Origin of the sequence: Vibrio sp. SCSIO 43132, from assembly GCF_019904195.1 — a bacterium.
GTDB lineage: Bacteria > Pseudomonadota > Gammaproteobacteria > Enterobacterales > Vibrionaceae > Vibrio > Vibrio nigripulchritudo.
Window position 1 is genome coordinate 894,810 of sequence record NZ_CP063199.1, and the last position, 19,169, is coordinate 913,978.

Sequence of the window (19,169 nt, forward strand, 5' to 3'; positions counted from 1 at the left end):
CCCACCTTTTCAAATGGAGTCGTTCAATGAAAAAGATAGGAACTGTCGAGTCTGTTCTATCCGGTAAAACCCAGCCTTATTCCAGAGGGGCAGTCAGCGCCATTGACAAAAAAATACAGTCCGGTCGCCTGTACGCAAACTCGCTTGGTTTCACGAACGATGAACAAGGGGATCCTCGCTTCCACGGCGGCATTGAAAAAGCGCTGCACATGTATCCGTCGGAACATTACCCAAAGTGGCGTGAAGAACTTGGAAACAAGCTCATCTTTGAACAGGTTGGTGCTTTTGGTGAAAACCTCAGTTCCACTGGTATCAGTGAATCCCAAATTTGCATCGGGGACAAAATAAAAATTGGTTCTACTTTGCTGGAAGTGTCTCAGGGAAGAATGCCTTGCTGGAAACTCAATGATCGTTGTGAAGAGCCAGATATGGCGCTCCGACTGCAAATGACCATGCGCACAGGCTGGTATTTCCGAGTTATCGAGGAAGGTGAAATTGGAGCAGGGGATGACATTCTCCTGATTGAGCGACCGCATCCTGACTTTAGCCTCGCGCGCATTATGGGTGCAGTGTACAGAGGCATTCTTGATAAGAAAGAGCTGGAGTCACTGATTGAAGTACCACTGGTAGATTCATGGCGTGCACTGATTGAAAAACGCATCGAAACCGGCACAGTGGAAAACTGGGCATTTCGGTTGTTTGGTAGTACGAGCTAACCTAACCAGAACGGAGCCTAGATAGCTAGGCTCTTGCAAATATTAGCTAAGAGTTTAGAAAGTCTCAATTATCGAATATGTGTCGTCAGCTGACTTTCTCGTAATGACATAACCCACCTGGCTTTGATAAGAGCCGCCTTCGACAGAATTTGACGCATAGACTAAAGCATCTTCAAAACCGTCTTGATTAAAGTCACCTTTCCAAATGACACTCAATCGCTGAATGCTTCCCGTATCGTCCCTAAATTCAGTAGTAGTTGAATCTATTACGTTGACTTGAGTAATTTTAGCTACGTCTGACCAGTTGTTTGAGGCTGACACTTTTGTTTGGGATTCATCAGAGATGCTCAATAGAAAATCTGAAGGGGCAATGGAAGGAAATTTATCATCTAGCTTAAGTTCAGCAACGAATGTTTGCTCGGAAGAAGTCAACGATAAAGAGGCTTCTGCCAGTTTACAATTTAAATAAACAGCATCAACCCAAGGTTTATCCGCCTGGCTTAGGGGGGTTGAATTCTGATAATGAGATAACAACTCTGCGCAGCTATGCACTTCAAATTCAGCTTGCTTTTCATTCAGCAAAGGCATCGAATAGTCCCAACGAGTAGCTAGAAGTTGTTCGATATCTTTCTTTTTCATTAACTCAATGTTTTGGTCCACAGGTAGCAAACTTAAAACATTTGAGTAAGTAGGGGATACTTCGCATCCAAGCGCTAGAGGAGACGATACACACGCCAAAACCGCTAGCGATATAAATCTCTTTTTAACCATTACTATTCCTCAGTAGGTCTTTGACGTATGTATTGCGCTCGGATGATATTCCTTTCCGATTGCATTCTAAAGCTGCCTTTTTAAAGTCTCTGGCTTTAATATGCTTATTGAAATTAGTGAAGAGATTCTTGAGTTTCGTCATACCTAAGTTAAAAATCATGTCAAACAAAGCGAGTTTGACTTTATCTGGATAACTATAAAACTCATTGTTTCCATAAATACTGACAAGCTCTTTTTCAAAGCTATTGATATGCTTATCGGTGATCTTGTTTATTTCAGTATCACTGAGAATTAGCTTTGTATGTTTTTTGAAAGTACGAGCGCCATACATATTACCAAAAGGTTGTTTTTTCAGGAGATCATACTCTGATTCAATTTCTGCTGGTGTAGCTAGTACACCAGAAACCTCGACAACAAATTTAAGTTCTTTCGCTTTTTGTTTGTTTGGCATCATATGACCGACCCCGACAGTAACATAACCTCTGGTATCTAGGTACATATGTGCTACTCGTCCCTCATATTTTTCGAGGTTGGTTCTAAGAATTTGCTTTAAGTTGCCTGTTAAAGGTTTTGGAGCGGAAGTTGTTTTGAGGTTTACTTTCTCTTTGATTTTTCTATGTGTTTTACCATTGACATCTATCCTTCCGTCGGGGCGGATCATATTGGCAGATTGCTTCTGAAACTTCATAATGGCTGCGACAGTTTTTGATCTTTCGAGTACTACTCCCAGTTTCCCATCAATTTTTAATTCTGGATTTACTGTATTTAGTTTGTTTAGGGAAGTTTGTACCCATTCAATATCTTGTTTATTGTTAAAGCCACCTATGCCTACCGACTTTTTAATTGCCATTTCTTCATCTCCATAAAAATTTCACTATATAAATCATTGGTATAAATAAATGACAACATTGCCAGCATAATGAAGTTAAGATTTCAGATAGGGTTAGGGTTTTTGTGTAATAGGTTTAAAAGTCAATTACATGGATGTCGGAAAATAGAAGTGAATCAGGAATTTTGACGTAATCTCGGTTACATTAAACAGATACGAGTGCGCAATGAGTGAAATGGGTAAAACAGAGATGAGTAAGCAACAACTTAGGATTGATTTAGTCTCGGATGTGTCCTGTCCGTGGTGCATTGTCGGCTATAAAAGATTAGAGCTTGCGATGGCACTGGTTGCGGACACTATCGATGTTGATGTGCACTGGCATCCGTTTGAGTTGAACCTCGATCTCCATCAAGGTGGTGTGAATTTACGTGATTATCTGATGAAACGTTACGGCACCACAGCAGAGCAAAGTGTGCAGGTGCGAGACAACCTGACTAAGCTCGGCAAGGAAGTGGGGTTTGATTTTCATTTTTCTGACGACATGAATGTCTACAACACCCGCGATGCGCATAAGCTGGTTGCCTGGGCAGCGGAGTCCGGTAAACAAACCGAGATGAAACTGGCTCTGTTTCAAGCGTATTTCTCAGAAAATAAAGCCATTGAAGATCACGATGTGTTGGCAGAAGCAGCGAAAAATGCCGGATTAGATCCAGTCGAAGCAAAGCAAGTTGCGGCTTCAGAGCATTGGAATAAAGTCGTGGAAGATGACGAGGTGCACTGGTTATCGCTTGGAGTACACGCCGTGCCAGCTTTAGTGGTGAATCAACAACACCTAATCAGCGGTGCTCAACCAATCGATGTTTTGGTAGAGGCAATGAAAGACATTGCCTCTGAAGTGCAGGTTTAACTGTCGCTCATTGCGTCTTTTATCTTTTGGTCCGTTTTGTATTGGCTCAAAGCATATACTGACCAAATTGCTGCTGGGATCCAGCCAACAAGAGTAATTTGAAGGATTAGGCAGATGATTCCGCTAAATGGTCTGCCAATGGTGAAAAACTGCAACCAAGGCAGCAGTAAAGCTAAAAGTAAACGCATATTGATTTCCGTTATTTATCTAGTTCATCTCATTATTATTGCGTCAGCAATTCGATTTAAAAAGTCTTAAGGGTGAGATTTCTTTAAGACCCTAGCTCAATACAAAGGAATGTTCATGTCTTCTCTGTTTGATCAGCAACATCAGCGAATCGGAACGGGCGCCATCAAGTGGGACGCTAACCTTCAGAAATTCGGAGTGAACGATGAAAACGCCATTCCGATGTGGGTGTCTGATTATGATTTCGCTATCCCGCCTACCGTTGCCAGTGCTTTGCAGCAAAGAGTCGAACATGGTGTGTTCGGGTATACCCAAATCCCTTCAAGTTATTTTGCCACAATCAAAGAATGGTATGCGTCGCAGCATGAACTCGAACTGAACATGGATTGGATATCCCCAATCAGTGGTGTCATGCCCGGTGTAGCGTTGGTCATCGAGCTGATTACCGAGGCGAGCGACAAAATCGCTGTTCAGTCGCCAGGATACGGTAAGTTCAACTTCGCAATTCAGATGGCGGGCAGAGAAGTTGAAGAAGTACGCTTAAAACACAACGCAGGCAAATATGACTTAGATTTGGAAGCGCTTGAGCAGAGTTTCAGAAATGGCTGTAAGGCGTTTATCCTCTGTAATCCTCATAACCCTGTCGGACGAATCTGGACAGAACAGGAAGTGCGTTCCATTGCCAGTTTATGCCATCAATATGGTGTCTGGCTGATCAGCGACGAAATATGGATAGATCTTGCACTGCCATATCAACGTTGTTGGAGTGCTTTGAATCTGGAAGAATACTTCCATTCCAAGTTAATTGTGGCATCTGCGGCAACCAAAACCTTTGGTTTGGCGTCACTACGCATCGCCAATATGATGATTCCCAACCCTCAGGTTCGTGCAGCATTTGAGAAGATGAAAGCCACACGTTTTCTCGATCTGTTTGATTCTATGGCGATCACAGCCACACAGAGCGCCTATTCGACAGGTCTGGATTGGTTAGAAGAGCTGAAAGCCTATATTCAGGGTAACTTCGACTATTTAGATCGGTTCTTAAAAGAACATTTACCTCAGCTTCAAATGACGACTCCTCAATCTGGCTATCTGGCTTGGATAGACTGTCGGAATTTGAATTTAAGCGATGACGAACTTAGAAATCGATTCATTGAAATCGGAGTGCTGCCTTCCGTCGGGACAGAGTTCGGAGAGGGGGGGAGTGGGTATGTTCGCCTTAATTTAGGTTGCCCGAGAGACAGGGTAAAACAAGCCTGTGAAAGATTAACGCAGAGCTAAGGTTAGACAATAAAAAAGACCAGCGCTGTGCTGGTCTTTTCAATCTTGGTTTACAACCTGAATCAGTTGTTGCTGTGAAGCTCGCTGTTTAGTTCAACGGCAGTTTTGTTGGTCAGGCACTCAATTTGGCCTGTAACTGAATTGCGGCGGAACAGCAGATCTGGTTTACCCGCTAGGTCACGCGCTTTTACGATTTCAACTTCGTTACCTTCTGAGTCCAGCATGCGTACTTTTGAACCTGCTGTTACGTAAAGACCAGATTCAACCGTACAACGGTCGCCTAGAGGGAAACCAAGACCTGCGTTTGCACCAAGTAGTGAGTTCTCGCCGATAGAGACAACCACAGTACCACCGCCCGAAAGCGTACCCATGATAGACGCACCGCCACCGATGTCAGAGCCGTTGCCTACAACAACACCAGCAGAAATACGACCTTCTACCATGCTCACGCCATCTGTACCCGCGTTGAAGTTGATGAAGCCTTCGTGCATAACGGTTGTGCCTTCACCCACATGTGCACCCAGACGAACGCGAGATGTATCCGCGATACGAACACCAGCCGGCACCACGTAGTCCACCATTTTAGGGAACTTGTCTACGCAATCGACAGACAGGTTACGACCAGCAAGGCGCGCTTCGATTTGGCGATCAGCCAGCTCAGGAAGATCGATAGGTCCTTCGTTAGTCCACGCGATGTTGTGAAGCAGACCAAAGATGCCGTCTAGTACAGTACCGTGTGGCTTCACCAGACGGTTAGAGATAAGTTGCAGTTTCAGGAAGCCTTCTGCAACGGAACTTGGTTTTTCGTCAGTGGCAAGAATCACCAAAACAAGTGGTTGCTCAGACTCTGCCGCTTTGGCTGCGAAAGAAGCGTTGGCTACGTCACCGTTTGCTTCGAATGTTGTTGCCAGCTCAGCACTTTGAGCTGCCGAGATTTCAATCGCCTGGTTGCCTTGCTCGTAACCTGCAACGCCAGCTACCGCAGCTACAAGTGCATCGCTTGGGGTCAATACAGGGTTAGGGAAAAAGGCTTCAATAATTTTGCCATCACGGTTTTTGGTAGCTGTACCAAATGCCAGAGAAAAAGTTGCCATGAGTGAAATCTCCTTGGTTAAATTTCTTGCTGTCCGGATTTCCAAAACCGAACAGAAACTTGTTAAGAGGCATCCTACTCACCCAGCTTATGAGATGAAAGAGGCAAAAGCCGGATAGTCTGCCAAACGATATACGCTGTCCGATGAGAGATATAATATCGCTAAAAAGAAAATAGCCAGCGATGGGCTGACTATTTGCGTGATGAATTTCTCATTGTGTTGGAAGGTTAAGCCGCGTCCTCTGCAGAGTCGGCTTCATCTTCTTTTGGGCTTTCAACCGCTTTTGGCTTTTTAGGTGCTGCCGCTTTACGCTTTTTGGCACCCAGAGCGTAAAGGACTTCTTCCTTATTTTTCGCCAAGTAAAGAGACAGTTCTTCTTGCTTCTCTTCGTCTTCAATTAGGTTGCTGCCGGCCAGAAGGCTGAATAGCTCATCTGCCATGTCCAACATTTTGTCATAAGCGTCAGCTTCAGCTTTAGAGGTAAAAGTCATCTTTTCTTCTCCGTTGCGCTCCACCACGTACTTGACGATTACAGCCATGGTTATCCTCTTTTAAACTTTAGATTTGATCTACTGGTTGTTTATACAGATTGTTTGCTCAAGTGTCCAGTCGGTAAGGTCGGAGTGAGAGCTAATTAACCCTTATGCCTGCCAGCGAGAACAAAACTCTAAGAAGGTTTTGAGTAACGGGCTCTGGTACTTTTCTTTATGGAGCAGAATCCAGAATTTACGCTGGAAATCGATAGGTAAATCCAGAGTCACAACCCGCCCATCATCGATAGCGTACTGAGCCGATCGGCGCGACAGACATGCCAGCCCCAGGTTGGCGACCGTACAGTTGATGATGGCTTCTGTGGTGTTAAGCTGAAACGCTTCCTGCCAGTATTCCAGTCTTGGGGCGATTCTCTGGGTGAAAAATTCCCGGCTACCTGATCCTGACTCCCGGAGCAGCCACTGGGTATATTCCAGGTCACGAACACCTAAATTATCCTTTTTGGCTAGCTCATGATTCGGGCTGGCAATGATGCACATTTCATCCAGGCACCACGGTTGAGTGATGAGCTGAGGATGCTGAGTTTTACCTTCAATTAAGCCGATATCCAGTTCGTAGTCCGCGAGCTTTTCGCAGATGGATGCGGTATTGGAGATAAACAGAGACTGGTGGTTGTGATTGGTCAATGAGCGAAAGCCGCTCAGCAAAAACGGGGCAACCTGATTGCCGATGGTGTCACTGGCACCAATATGCAGTTCGCCGTGAAGAGGTTGGTCGCTCTGAAACAGTTCATCAATGTCGTTTGCGCGGTGCAGTATCTCATCGGCGAGAGGCAGCAGACGTTTCCCTTCTCTGTTAAGAATCAAACGGTTATTAACTCTGTCAAAGAGCCCATGCCCAACTTGTTTTTCCAGTTCTCCAAGGGACATGCTGACAGCAGCTTTTGAAAGGTAAAGCTGTTGCGCAGCGGCAGTAATGGTTTTTTCCTGCGTAATGGCGACAAAAACTCTGAGCTGTTTCAATGATATATTCATGTGTTCAGTTTTACTTAACCCTGGTTTAAATATATTCAGATATTATTAAATGCTTGGCAAGTCTATTATGTTGCTATTGAGTTAAATAGAGATAAGCAGCCATGATCAAAAAAGTGACCACCAAAAGTGCTCTTGCTCCGACACCTATGGCCGGGCTTGCTTTGGGGATCGCCAGTTTAGGCTGGAGTTGGGAGAATGTCGCACCGCTCGACGGTATGGGGCAAATCACTGGTGCTGTGATTGCGGGTGTGTTGCTTATCGTTTTGACCATCAAATTTATGGCTCATGGTCACCTTCTTAAACAAGATATGGCGCATCCAGTTGTGGGCAGCGTATTGCCAACGTTTGCTATGGCGCTAATGGTGATTTCACACAGTTTTGGACAGTGGAACCGCGGTTTTGGTGATGCAATCTGGATGATGGCGGTGTTAATTCACGTATCTTTTCTGGTCAGCTTTATCTATCACCGAAGCAGCGACTTTCAGCTTAGCCACATGGTGCCAAGCTGGTTTGTTCCTCCTGTTGGTCTGATTGTGGCGGATGTTTCTTTTTCAGGCACGCCTGAATTGGCATACATTGCCGATGGAATTCTGAATTTTGGTCTGGTGACCTATGCCATTCTGCTGCCAACCATGATCTATCGCTTAGTATTTTGCGAAAGTGTGCCAGATGCTGCTAAGCCCACCATTGCCATTATGGCTGCACCGGCCAGCCTTTCCCTTGCAGGGTACTTAACGGTAACCCAGGATCCATCACCTGTACTGGTTGCGTTACTTTTCGGTATTGCCATTCTTATGACAGTGGTTATCTATGCCGCGTTTTTCCACCTGTTAAGGTTGCCGTTCAGCCCTGCTTACGCCGCTTTTACCTTTCCCATGGTGATTGGGGCAACCGCGCTGTTCAAAATGGCTGACTGGTTGGAAAGTATCTCCGTAGCGCAACAGTACGTTGAGCAGGTGCGTTATCTTGCAATATTTGAACTGCTGGTGGCGAGTGCGGTTGTGTTCTATGTGAGCTGGTGTTACGCCAGACATGTGCTGCCCACCATTATCATGGGCAGCAAAGTGACGAACTAATCGAATCCCGCTTTTTTATAGCGGGATTCTTATTTTTTCCTTTCCCGAGATTCTGTCACTAACCAGCGCGATGCCAATTTCATGGAGGTCAATCGACACGGCAACACGTGGATCGTTCTCTATCTTATCCCAAGCGTTTCGCATCCCCGGTGACCAGTTGATGTCATCAAACACCACCATGGCTTCATCAGAAAGATAGGGGACCGCAATATTGAAGTACCGAATCACAGCGTCGTGGTCGTGGTGCCCATCATTAAAAAGAAAGTCTACCTGTTTGGCATCACCCAGAACGGATTCAAGCGTTGTGTGAAAAGGTCCGGTGATAACCGAAGTATTATCGAGTTCCATCTGGTTTAAAGTCTGGCGGGCTATGTCAGCCACTTCCGGTGAGCCTTCAAGCGTTACTAACATGCCTTGGTTGTTTAACCTAAGGGCTGTGGCTTGATAGCTGGCGGATATGCCGACACAGGAGCCCAGTTCAACACATCGGATAGGGTGCAGGTTTTGAATCAACTTGAACAAGAAAGAACACCAGAACTCAGGCTTACTTGAACGGCAGACTTTATTGACGGTCGATGACGACTTCACCCCCTTGTCCATTTCTTCGAGGCTACGTCGGTCTGAGGGGCGACCCGCACCATAATCAACGACTACGATTTCTGAATGCATATTGAGCAGAGTGTTTCTCCTTTGTTCAATTCTACCCATCAATTCACACTCCTGTTCTGAAGCAACATCGTGTAATGCATCGTGAAGAGCATTTCCAACGGCTTGGACAGAAGTCAGTTTGTGGGACGTGAGGTACTGGAGCGACGATTTTGCACGATAGCGCTTCACCTGATGAACTGGGTATTTCATCCATTTTTTAACGGCTCTTGCCACTTGATTTGGCATATCTTACCTTTTTCTTTTTACAACAATGCCTACCCAAAGTTTGCAGCAAATGAGCAAGTGCAGTAGGCATAAAAAAATACAAGGTATGCGCAAGACAAGTAGAGGGAATAAACCCAGTTCCAACCTAATCTGGATTTACATTAAAATTGCAGCGCATACTTTCGGCAGATCTCCTCCCAACCATGTTCTAAACTTCACCATGCTTCCATTAGAAGTCAAACTGAGCCACGTCATAAAAATGCAAAATCTCATCCATCAGAAAAGCACATCGATTTTGCGTCTGATGATGTGGAAATGGTCGAAAAATTGAGCTGTTTTTTATATTCCATAAGTTTGGCAATACTCTAGTTTCATAGCAGCTTGTGATCATAAAATGTGCGACGGCAGACAGGAATACGCCTGAGCGACGTTTTCAGTTCTACGACAACAAACCTGTATGCTAATCTAGGCACTAATATCCACACCGCCGACGGACTCTTTGTGTTTACTGTCTACCATTCCAACCAGATTGAATTGCTTAAATCCTTGCTGGTTGAGCTCATAAAACTGTCCCCATTAGAAAACCCATTTGAAGCAGAACAAATCCTGGTACAAAGCCCGGGTATGTCCCAATGGCTGAAAATGGAACTGGCTAAAGAGTTTGGTGTAGCAGCAAACATCGATTTTCCCCTGCCAGCGACTTTCATTTGGGAATGCTTTACGCATGTGTTGCCAGACGTGCCTTCGCGCAGTGCGTTTAACAAAGAAGCCATGACGTGGAAATTGATGGACATTCTTCCAACTCTGCTCGATAAGCCCGATTTCTCGGCGCTGAACCGTTATCTGGAAGGGGATGAAGACCACGCTAAGCTTTACCAGCTTTCGGAAAAGATCGCCGACATTTTTGACGGCTATCTAGTGTATCGACCTGAGTGGATCGCCACATGGGAGTCCGGTGAAGCGGTATCTGAGATTGGTGAAGAGCACCCGTGGCAGCCGATTTTATGGCAAGCGCTGTACGACAAAACCGTGTCGCTGGGTCAGTCGCCGTATCACAGGGCAAACCTCTACGAGCACTTTATCGACGCACTGGCACATACAACACCAAATTTGGATGAGCTGCCAAAGCGCCTGTTTGTATTTGGTATTTCATCACTGCCTCCGCGTTATATGGACGCACTTAAAGCACTTGGCGAGCACATTGATGTCCACCTGATGTTCACTAACCCATGCCGATACTACTGGGGAGAAGTGCGAGACAGAAAGTACCTAGCCAAGCTGGCGGCTCGCCATCGTAAGCACGTGGAGTGGAAACAAGACCATTCAGAAGCACACGGTGTATCCGAGCAGCTCAAAGGCGACGTGGAAGATAATGTGATTGATGAACTGCACACCGACGTCGTGGGCAACAGTCTACTGGCTTCGATGGGAAAACTAGGGCGAGACAACATGTATTTGCTGTCTCAACTAGAAGCTCATGAAGTGGAAGCCTTTGTCGATGTAGACCGCGACAGCATTCTGCATCAGCTTCAGGCAGACATTCTTAACTTAGAAGAACATCAGAAAGACGACGAGTTAGAGACCAGCGAGCACAAGCAAGTGGTTCAGCTAGGGGATAAGTCTCTGTCTGTACACGCCTGCCATAGCCCGATGCGCGAAGTGGAAGTGCTACACGACCAGTTGCTCGCGATGTTTGATGCCGATCCTAACCTCAAACCTCGCGACATCATTGTTATGGTGGCGGACATCAATGCGTACAGCCCAGCCATTCAGGCAGTGTTTGGTAACGCACCAGGTGAACGCTTTATTCCCTATTCGATCTCAGACCGAACTGCACAAGAAGAAAGCCCTGTACTGAATGCCTTCATGCAATTGATGCTGCTGCCAGACAGCCGATTCCAAGCCTCTGAAATGTTGGAGCTGCTTGAAGTACCCGCAATTATGGCGCGTTTCGGGTTAAACGAAGACCAGTTCGAGCGCGCCAAAATCTGGATTGAAGAAATTGGTGTTCGCTGGGGGCTGGACGAGCAAACCGCTGGGCAGTTTGAGCTGCCTCAACTGAATCAAAACACTTGGCTGTTTGGGATTCAGAGAATGCTCTTGGGTTACGCCATGCCAGAGAGTGCGGGTCTGTTCGAGGGTGAGCGCACCATCGCCGCCTACAATGAAGTTCAGGGGATGGATGCAGAGCTGGCTGGGAAGCTGGCGCATTATGTTGATACCCTGAATCAATTCCAGCGTCAGCTTAATGCCACACAAATCGCACAGGACTGGCATCGCATCATTAACGACATGTTAGACGCCTTCTTTAGCGTGGAGCTGGAAGGAGAAATGGCACTGAAGTCGATTCGGGATACGATGTCGCAGTTGCTTGAACAACTGAGCGATGCCGGCTACCAAGAGACACTGTCACATACGGTATTGCAGCAATACCTGCACAACAAACTGTCGGGCACCCGAGTCAGCCAGCGTTTTCTGGCTGGGCAAGTGAACTTCTGTACCCTGATGCCGATGCGTTCTATTCCGTTTAAGTTGGTGTGTCTGCTTGGCATGAATGACGGGGCTTACCCGCGTTCTATGCCGCCGGAAGGGTTCGACTTGATGAACAACAGAGCGAGACCGGGTGACCGTTCCCGCCGTGACGATGATCGTTATCTGTTCCTCGAAGCCTTACTGTCTGCGCAGCAGTCTTTGTATATCAGTTATGTCGGGCGATCCATTCAGGACAACACAGAAAAAGTGCCTTCTGTGCTGGTTTCTGAGTTGCTCGAATACTGTCACCAGAATTACTGTCTTGAAGACGATCTGTCTCTTGGGGTGGATACCTCAGGCGACAAACTTTTGGACTCGCTCATTCACATTCACCCCATGGTGCCGTTCAGCCCAGACGCATTTAGCGGAGAAGACAAAAGTTACGCCAAAGAGTGGCTGCCCAGCGTAAATCGCCTCGGCGCAAGATCAGGGGCATTTGAGCAACCATTGGACGATTACCTCACTGAAATGACGGCGCCTTATCAATTGGATCTTGTTGAGCTCCAACGCTTCTGGCGCCTGCCTGTACAGTACTTTTTTAATCGTCGCCTGAAAGTCTTCTTTGAACCACCGACGGCAACAATGGAAAACGACGAACCGTTTACCTTGGGGGGATTGCAGAGCTACAAGATGCGCGACGAGCTGGTCGACACTTTGCTCCAATGCCGTTTAAACGGTGAGCCAGAAGAGCCCGTATTGCATCGCTATATGGAGCAGCAACGCGCCAAAGGTTTATTGCCAGTGGGAGCGTTTGGCGAGCTCGAATTTGCTGCCAATCGGGAACAGACCGACGCCATGGTCAATGTGCTTTACCCGTTAACCGGAAAGCCGTTGGAAGACAGCGAAGTTCGCCTTGAACTGAGTGTAGAGGGAGAACCTTGTGAACTTACAGGCTGGCTAACTCAGCGCTATCAGTCTGGCTTACTTCGTTATCGTAGCGGAAAAATTCGTGCACAGGACTGGTTAGCTGCCTGGATTGATCACCTTTGTTTGGCAGCCATGGGGCAAAGCAGTCCAACTCATCTCATTGGCTATGACAAAAAAGAAGGCGTGGTGCATTGGGTTATTTCACCACTGGCAGGTTCAATTGAAGACAATGCCAGTCAAGCCAAGATGATGCTTCAAGAACTGGTGAGGCTGTTTTATCAAGGTATGAATCAGCCGCTGGCTTACTTCCCCAAAACCGCGTTGGCAGGTGTTCAGGCATGCATCAATAAAGCGGGCGAGTGGGTTGATGATGAAGAAGCTGCGTTCAAGAAAATGGCTGATGCTTTTAATGATGGTTATTTGTTCCCAGGTGAAGGTTCAGACCGATACATACAACGCATCTGGTCTTCATGGGATGACGATCTAGGAAAAGCGATCCGGTTAAATGCGAGTTTAGTATTACAAGCTGCAGTGTTAGCCACTCATGATGCGGAAGAAAGGTAAAACAGAAAAGAGAAAGTGTAGGGTGGTCGCCAGCAAATCGTTGTAATTTGTAGGGTGTTCGCTGTGCGACCACAGGGTCAGAGGTGACCACTAATTCTGTGGAGGGGATAGTACCCATGCGCTCTAGGCTTATCCGTGAGGAAGATCTCACCCTGTTTTATTTTGATCTTTAAAAGCAACTTATTGCTACAAAACAAGTGTTCGATCACAAATTATTAGGCGGAATCGACGAATTATGACTCACCAATCTGATACCCATTTGCAGCAAGCGATGGTTTTATCACCGATGGACTTCCCATTACACGGAGCTAGGCTCATTGAGGCCTCTGCGGGAACCGGTAAAACTTTCACCATTGCAGGTTTGTATCTTCGTTTACTTCTTGGTCATGGTAATGGTGCCACTTCACACCCTTGTCCGTTAACCGTCGATCAAATTCTGGTAGTGACTTTTACCGAAGCGGCGACTGCTGAGCTTCGAGATCGTATTCGTGCGCGTATCCATGATGCACGTCTGGCGTTTTCCCGAGCGGATGCATCACCAGAAAATCGCAGCAGTGACCCGGTGATCGCCCCTTTGTTGGATGCCATTTCTGATCACAAAGAAGCCGCCAAGATCCTGCTTCAAGCTGAGCGCCAGATGGACGAAGCCGCCATCTATACGATTCATGGCTTTTGCCAACGCATGCTGACTCAAAATGCCTTTGAATCTGGCAGCCGTTTTAATAACGAGTTTGTGACCGATGAAACCCAACTGAAAGCGCAGGTGGTAGCCGATTATTGGCGAAGACAGTTCTACCCATTACCGATTCAACTGGCAGCGGAAATCTGCAAAATCTGGGCATCCCCTGCTGCGCTACTTGCCGATGTCTCTCGATATCTGACTGGTGCGAACATTGAGCTTACTGTTGCCCCTCTGTCTACCAATATTGCCGATCTCCATCAGCAGAATCTGGTCAGAATTGATGAGCTCAAAGCGAAGTGGGTTGAATCCCAAGCAGATTTCCATGACCTGATCGCCAATTCCGACATCAACAAACGCAGCTACACCAAAAAGTCACTGCCCACCTGGCTTGAGCAGGTGAATGCCTGGGCAGCGAGCCCAACGGTCGATTACGCCTTTCCAGACAAATTGGAGCGATTTAGCCAAGCAGCGTTGAACGAGAAAACTCCGAAAGGGACGCCACCCTGCCATCCCGTTTTTGACGCTGTAGAGGCGTTTCTGACTAATTCGGTTTCGCTGCGAGACCCAATTCTGGCGCATGCGATTTCAGAATGTCGCGTATTACTCGCCAAGGCGAAGCAAAGAAAAAATTGGCTTTCTTTCGATGACTTACTGACTCAACTTTCTGCCGCATTAGATTTAGACGAAGAGGATCTACTGGCTGAGCGCATTCGCTCGCTGTATCCCGTCGCGATGATCGACGAGTTTCAGGATACCGATCCGCTGCAATACAAGATCTTTAGCCGGATTTATGTCGGGCAGCCAGAGAAAGGGCTCTTTATGATTGGAGACCCGAAGCAGGCAATCTACGGGTTTCGCGGTGCCGATATTTTCACTTACATCAAAGCCCGAAATGAAGTGACCGACCACTACACCTTGGACACCAACTGGCGTTCGAGTGCCGATGTGGTGACATCGGTCAACCGGTTGTTTGAGTTTTGTGATGCCCCGTTTTTGTATGACGACGACATTCCTTTCCTACCTGTTAAATTCAGCCCTAAGGCGCAAAGTAGTCACTGGGTTTTGCATGGCAACCAACAAAAAGCGGTCACGTTCTGGCTTCATGAAGATGAAGCCGGCAAACCAGTGACCAAAGGGGATTACCTGTCGGTCATGTCGGAGGCAACCGCCAGCCAGATTCAGACGGTGTTAACCGCATCCGATAACCAACAAGCGTGGTTTGAAAAAGGCGGACAGTCGCATCCCGTGCAGGCAGGCGATATTGCCGTCTTGGTGAGAACGGGCGCGGAAGGTCGGAGAATTAAAGAGGCTCTGGCAAAACAAGGGATTGCCAGTGTGTATCTGTCGAACCGTGACAGCGTGTTTGACAGCCATGTCGCCGCCGATGTTCAGCGGCTACTGCAAGCTGTTCTGACCCCAGAGCAGGACAAAGCACTGCGAGCGTGCTTGGCGTCGGCGTTGTTTGCGATGAATGCCCGAGAGTTGGACGCGCTGAATAACGACGAAATGCTGTGGGAAAACACGGTGAACGAGTTTCGGGAGTACCGCAAGCTGTGGCAACAGCGCGGTGTCATGCCCATGATTCGCTCCGTGATGGCAAAGCGAGCCATTGCCGAGAGGTTACTGGAAGAAGACGAAGGTGAACGAGTGATCACCGATTTGCTGCACATTGGTGAGTTGTTGCAGCAGGCGAGTTTGTCTTTGGAAAGCGATCATGGATTATTGCGTTGGCTATCGGACACCATCAGCGATGTGCAATCTGGTTTGGCGGGTGGTAGCGATGAGCAGATTCAACGCCTCGAATCCGAAAGAAATCTGGTGCAAATCGTCACCATTCATAAATCCAAGGGCCTGGAATACGACTTGGTTTTCCTGCCATTTGTGAGCAGCTATCGCGAAGCCAGTGAAGGCAAGTATTACGATGCAGAGCAGGATAAAACAGTCCTTGATATCACCAATAATTCAGACGCCATTGCTCTGGCAGACAAAGAGCGTTTAGCAGAAGACCTTCGTCTTATCTACGTAGCCCTGACCCGCGCCGTCTATGGCTGCTTTATTGGTATGACACCGATACGCAAAGGGCGAGCCACCAAAGGACCATCGGGCTTACATTTAAGTGCGATGGGGCATTTGGTGCAAAACGGCGAGGCTAAATTACCCGAAGAGCTGGCATCTTGTCTGTCACAAGTGGTGACGGGGTTTGACTGCATGGATATAGTGACGCCCCCTGAACTTCCAGATTCTGGCTATTCAGCAGCAGCTAAGGAAACGCAAGCGCTCACCGCGAATGAACTGCAACAGCAGATTGACCGATTCTGGCGTATCAGCAGTTATTCTGGGTTAGTGAAGCAATCTGGTCACGGTTCACACGATGCGAGTTTCGAAGTGGCGGGCTTTGATATTGACTCATTTGCGGAAGAAGACGAACACCTGTTAGAAGAGCAGGAGCGCAGTATTTTTAATTTCCCACGTGGTGCCAAACCCGGTACGTTTTTACACACCTTGTTTGAAGAAGTGGTGTTCAACGAACCAGCAGGCAGTGACACCAACCGAGAAATCATTTCGAAGCTAATAGAGCTGGAGCAACTGGAACCCGAATGGCAGCCCGTGTTGGAGCACTTGGTGGATACAGTGCTGAATACGCCTTTGGATGGGGAATCGCTTCGCCTTTCCAGCAAGCTACCAAGCCAGTTGTTGGTGGAAATGGAATTTCTGTTGCCGATTGATGTATTGATCGCTCCTTCATTTAATCAGTTGGCGCACCAACACGATGCTTTATCTAAACAAGCAGGAGAATTGGGCTTTCATACCTTAAAAGGCATGCTCAAAGGCTTCATTGATTTGGTGTTTGAGCATCAGGGTAAATACTACGTATTGGACTGGAAATCGAACCACCTTGGGGATACCGTCGCTGACTATCACGGCGAAAACCTCAATAATGCCATGGCTGATCATCGCTACGATTTACAGTACCAGATCTACGCACTGGCTCTGCACCGCTTCTTGAAAAGCCGCCTTGCCAACTACGACTACGATCAGCATTTTGGTGGGGTCTATTACCTGTTCCTCCGTGGTGTTGACGGGCAATCCGAACACGGCATATTTTCTGCCAAGCCGACTCAAACTTTCTTAGAACAATTCGACAAGCTTATCGACGGAGAAGCGATAGATGCAGATGCTTAAATTATTACAACAACTGACCGAGCAAGGCATCGTAAGGCAATTGGATTATCAGTTTGCTCAGTTTATTGCGTCCCAGCAGCCAGACAATGGTGAGAACATCCCTTTTCTGGCTGGGTTGGTCAGCGCTGAGTTAGGCAAAGGGCACATCTGTATTCCAATGGACAAAGTCGATTTGGTGACCTGTTTGGGGCTGTATGGTGAGCAAGCGGAAGCCCTTCGCAACCAGTTTTCGGGTATTGACTGGCAGTCTGAATTGCTTGCTTCTTCTTTGGTGGGAAAATCGGGTGAGGCGAAACCGTTAATCCTTGATGGCGCGAATCTGTATTTGCATCGCTATTGGCACTATGAGACCTCGCTTAGCCAGACATTAAAAAAACTGATGAGCCCGATCCCGCTTTCTAACGATCAAATCAATCGCTTGAAAACCACTTTAGATCATCTGTTTGCGCGCAGTTACCACTACCTATTCAGTGCCGTGACAAAAGCCGATCAAAGTTCGCAGGTACAGAGGCAACAATGGGTGTGCGATCATTTGGATGTGGTGGATTCCAATTCCTTAAATTGGGAAGCGATAGATAAGGTAATTACCCAAGCGAATAAGGTTACCGACTTGGAAGCTCTGAATGATTTGGTGCCTCAGTCGGCGTGCTTGAACTGGCAGAAAGTGGCAGCAGCGGTGGCATTGACCCGTCGCTTTGCGGTGATTTCAGGTGGACCGGGTACTGGTAAAACTACAACAGTGACTAAACTTTTGGCGGCGTTGGTTCAGCAAGGTTCAGATATTGGTGAAGAGCCCACCATAAAACTGGTTGCGCCAACCGGAAAGGCGGCGGCTCGTTTGACTGAATCGATTGGTAAAGCGGTTGATGCCCTGCCGGTCGAACCAGAAATCCGAGCGCGAATTCCTACCGAGTCCAGCACCATTCACCGCTTGCTGGGGGCAATTCCAGGGCGCGCAGAATTTCGTCATCACAGCGATAACCCTCTTCATTTGGATATTCTGGTGGTCGATGAAGCCTCGATGGTCGACTTATCCATGATGCATAAACTGGTGCAAGCTTTGCCACCGCAGGCAAGATTGATTCTGCTAGGCGATAAAGACCAGCTCGCATCGGTAGAGGCGGGGGCCGTTCTGGGCGACATCTGTGATTTCAGTGATCAACATATGAGCGCGACTCAAAGCCAGCAGATATCGGCACTGACTGGTTTTTCGGCGATAGCACAACACGTATCCACTCAAGCCCCAGCGATTGTCGATTGCTTGTGTATGCTGCAAAAAAGCTATCGATTCGATGCTCGTTCGGGCATTGGGCAACTGGCGAAAGCCATAAATTCGGGGCAGCCGATCCAAGTTGAAAAAGTGTGGAACCAAGGGTTTGAAGACATCGCGCATCATGACTTGGATAAAGCGGTCTACCAAACGATGTTAAATATGGCCGCCAAGGGTTACGACAATTATCTCCAAGCTGTCACAAGACCGTTGAACCACGATGAAACGCCTTCGTTGAAAGCCAGAGAGGTTTTGAAGCTGTTTTCCCAATGTCGATTGCTTTGCGCGATACGTGAAGGGGATTTTGGTGTAACAGGGTTAAATACACGCATTGAGCAACTCTTGAGAAAGAAAGGAAAATTGCCTGCCACGGATGAGCTTTGGTATCCCGGACGTCCGGTTATGGTGACTCGGAATGATCACAGCTTAGGGCTGTATAACGGTGACATTGGCGTGTGTATGTTGGACGAGTCGGAAGAAACGCCAAGACTAAGGGTATATTTTGAGTTACCGGATGGCACGGTGAAAGGCGTACTTCCAAGCCGAGTTCCCGAACACGAAACCGCATATGCGATGACGATTCACAAATCTCAGGGAAGTGAGTTCGAGCATACGATCATGGTGTTGCCACCCAATTACAGCCCAATTCTTACCCGCGAGTTGATTTATACCGGAATTACGCGTGCTAAGAAGCAATTAGATCTGTTTGGGGATCGTGCGGTAATGAGTCGTGGAGTGAAAGTAAAAACGTTGAGAGCGAGTGGGTTAGCGAGTCGATTGGGTTAGGTATGTGAAGTAGAGAAAGGCACCGT

14 protein-coding genes are annotated in these 19,169 nt (G+C 47.4%); 7 read left to right on the forward strand and 7 right to left on the reverse strand.

Annotated features, from left to right (window positions below; all coding sequences use genetic code 11):
• The first annotated feature begins 26 nt into the window (after positions 1–26).
• Complete coding sequence (locus tag INR79_RS04040) at positions 27–716, forward strand: MOSC domain-containing protein (protein ID WP_223096105.1); 690 nt, start codon at positions 27–29, stop codon at positions 714–716.
• A 54-nt stretch (positions 717–770) separates the two neighbouring features.
• Here the strand turns inward: INR79_RS04040 and INR79_RS04045 are convergent, their stop codons facing one another.
• Together INR79_RS04045 and INR79_RS28105 are read right to left on the reverse strand one after the other, a co-directional pair.
• Positions 771–1,487, reverse strand: a complete 717-nt coding sequence (locus tag INR79_RS04045; protein ID WP_223096107.1) for a hypothetical protein — start codon at positions 1,485–1,487, stop codon at positions 771–773.
• Positions 1,480–2,337, reverse strand: a complete 858-nt coding sequence (locus tag INR79_RS28105) for a hypothetical protein (protein ID WP_262415379.1) — start codon at positions 2,335–2,337, stop codon at positions 1,480–1,482. The genes INR79_RS04045 and INR79_RS28105 overlap by 8 nt, the downstream gene beginning before the upstream one ends.
• A gap of 205 nt (positions 2,338–2,542) precedes the next feature.
• Here INR79_RS28105 and INR79_RS04055 point away from each other — a divergent pair, with 205 nt between their 5' ends.
• Positions 2,543–3,223: a DsbA family oxidoreductase gene (locus tag INR79_RS04055; protein ID WP_262415380.1), complete on the forward strand. Its 681-nt coding sequence runs from the start codon at positions 2,543–2,545 to the stop codon at positions 3,221–3,223.
• Here the strand turns inward: INR79_RS04055 and INR79_RS04060 are convergent.
• Positions 3,220–3,411: a YqaE/Pmp3 family membrane protein gene (locus tag INR79_RS04060; RefSeq protein WP_004408661.1), complete on the reverse strand. Its 192-nt coding sequence runs from the start codon at positions 3,409–3,411 to the stop codon at positions 3,220–3,222. The genes INR79_RS04055 and INR79_RS04060 overlap by 4 nt on opposite strands.
• Before the next feature lie 115 nt (positions 3,412–3,526).
• Here INR79_RS04060 and INR79_RS04065 point away from each other — a divergent pair, with 115 nt between their 5' ends.
• Entirely contained in the window at positions 3,527–4,690 is a 1,164-nt protein-coding gene (locus INR79_RS04065) for a MalY/PatB family protein (RefSeq protein WP_223096108.1), read from the forward strand.
• Positions 4,691–4,752: 62 nt separating this feature from the next.
• On the opposite strand, the gene dapD is transcribed toward INR79_RS04065, so the two are convergent.
• The 3 genes from dapD to INR79_RS04080 all read right to left on the reverse strand — a co-directional run bounded on the left by dapD (position 4,753) and on the right by INR79_RS04080 (position 7,310).
• Positions 4,753–5,784, reverse strand: coding sequence for a 2,3,4,5-tetrahydropyridine-2,6-dicarboxylate N-succinyltransferase (gene dapD, locus INR79_RS04070; protein ID WP_223096110.1), 1,032 nt, complete (start codon positions 5,782–5,784; stop codon positions 4,753–4,755).
• A gap of 227 nt (positions 5,785–6,011) precedes the next feature.
• Complete coding sequence (locus INR79_RS04075) at positions 6,012–6,323, reverse strand: YebG family protein (RefSeq protein WP_004408654.1); 312 nt, start codon at positions 6,321–6,323, stop codon at positions 6,012–6,014.
• Positions 6,324–6,425: 102 nt separating this feature from the next.
• Positions 6,426–7,310, reverse strand: coding sequence for a LysR substrate-binding domain-containing protein (locus tag INR79_RS04080; protein WP_022549841.1), 885 nt, complete (start codon positions 7,308–7,310; stop codon positions 6,426–6,428).
• A 101-nt stretch (positions 7,311–7,411) separates the two neighbouring features.
• Here INR79_RS04080 and INR79_RS04085 point away from each other — a divergent pair, with 101 nt between their 5' ends.
• Complete coding sequence (locus tag INR79_RS04085; RefSeq protein WP_223096112.1) at positions 7,412–8,386, forward strand: TDT family transporter; 975 nt, start codon at positions 7,412–7,414, stop codon at positions 8,384–8,386.
• A 15-nt stretch (positions 8,387–8,401) separates the two neighbouring features.
• Here INR79_RS04085 and INR79_RS04090 read toward each other — a convergent pair whose 3' ends face one another.
• A complete protein-coding gene (locus INR79_RS04090; RefSeq protein WP_223096115.1) occupies positions 8,402–9,280 on the reverse strand; it encodes an O-methyltransferase in 879 nt (292 codons plus the stop codon).
• A gap of 480 nt (positions 9,281–9,760) precedes the next feature.
• Between INR79_RS04090 and recC the strand changes: the two genes are divergently transcribed.
• The 3 genes from recC to recD all read left to right on the forward strand — a co-directional run bounded on the left by recC (position 9,761) and on the right by recD (position 19,143).
• Positions 9,761–13,222: an exodeoxyribonuclease V subunit gamma gene (gene recC, locus INR79_RS04095; protein ID WP_223096117.1), complete on the forward strand. Its 3,462-nt coding sequence runs from the start codon at positions 9,761–9,763 to the stop codon at positions 13,220–13,222.
• A 235-nt stretch (positions 13,223–13,457) separates the two neighbouring features.
• Positions 13,458–17,087, forward strand: coding sequence for an exodeoxyribonuclease V subunit beta (gene recB, locus INR79_RS04100; protein ID WP_223096119.1), 3,630 nt, complete (start codon positions 13,458–13,460; stop codon positions 17,085–17,087).
• Complete coding sequence (gene recD, locus INR79_RS04105) at positions 17,074–19,143, forward strand: exodeoxyribonuclease V subunit alpha (protein ID WP_223096121.1); 2,070 nt, start codon at positions 17,074–17,076, stop codon at positions 19,141–19,143. Before recB ends, recD begins: the two co-directional genes overlap by 14 nt.
• The last annotated feature ends 26 nt before the right edge of the window (positions 19,144–19,169 follow it).

Bases quoted from the DNA above. Each gene is read 5' to 3' on its own strand.
- INR79_RS28105 (WP_262415379.1), bottom strand. From the start codon at position 2,337: ATGGCAATTAAAAAGTCGGTAGGCATAGGTGGCTTTAACAATAAACAA.
- INR79_RS04060 (WP_004408661.1), bottom strand. From the start codon at position 3,411: ATGCGTTTACTTTTAGCTTTACTGCTGCCTTGGTTGCAGTTTTTCACC.
- INR79_RS04055 (WP_262415380.1), top strand. From the start codon at position 2,543: ATGAGTGAAATGGGTAAAACAGAGATGAGTAAGCAACAACTTAGGATT.
- INR79_RS04040 (WP_223096105.1), top strand. From the start codon at position 27: ATGAAAAAGATAGGAACTGTCGAGTCTGTTCTATCCGGTAAAACCCAG.
- INR79_RS04080 (WP_022549841.1), bottom strand. From the start codon at position 7,310: ATGAATATATCATTGAAACAGCTCAGAGTTTTTGTCGCCATTACGCAG.
- INR79_RS04045 (WP_223096107.1), bottom strand. From the start codon at position 1,487: ATGGTTAAAAAGAGATTTATATCGCTAGCGGTTTTGGCGTGTGTATCG.
- INR79_RS04085 (WP_223096112.1), top strand. From the start codon at position 7,412: ATGATCAAAAAAGTGACCACCAAAAGTGCTCTTGCTCCGACACCTATG.
- recD (WP_223096121.1), top strand. From the start codon at position 17,074: ATGCAGATGCTTAAATTATTACAACAACTGACCGAGCAAGGCATCGTA.
- dapD (WP_223096110.1), bottom strand. From the start codon at position 5,784: ATGGCAACTTTTTCTCTGGCATTTGGTACAGCTACCAAAAACCGTGAT.
- INR79_RS04065 (WP_223096108.1), top strand. From the start codon at position 3,527: ATGTCTTCTCTGTTTGATCAGCAACATCAGCGAATCGGAACGGGCGCC.
- recB (WP_223096119.1), top strand. From the start codon at position 13,458: ATGACTCACCAATCTGATACCCATTTGCAGCAAGCGATGGTTTTATCA.
- INR79_RS04090 (WP_223096115.1), bottom strand. From the start codon at position 9,280: ATGCCAAATCAAGTGGCAAGAGCCGTTAAAAAATGGATGAAATACCCA.
- INR79_RS04075 (WP_004408654.1), bottom strand. From the start codon at position 6,323: ATGGCTGTAATCGTCAAGTACGTGGTGGAGCGCAACGGAGAAGAAAAG.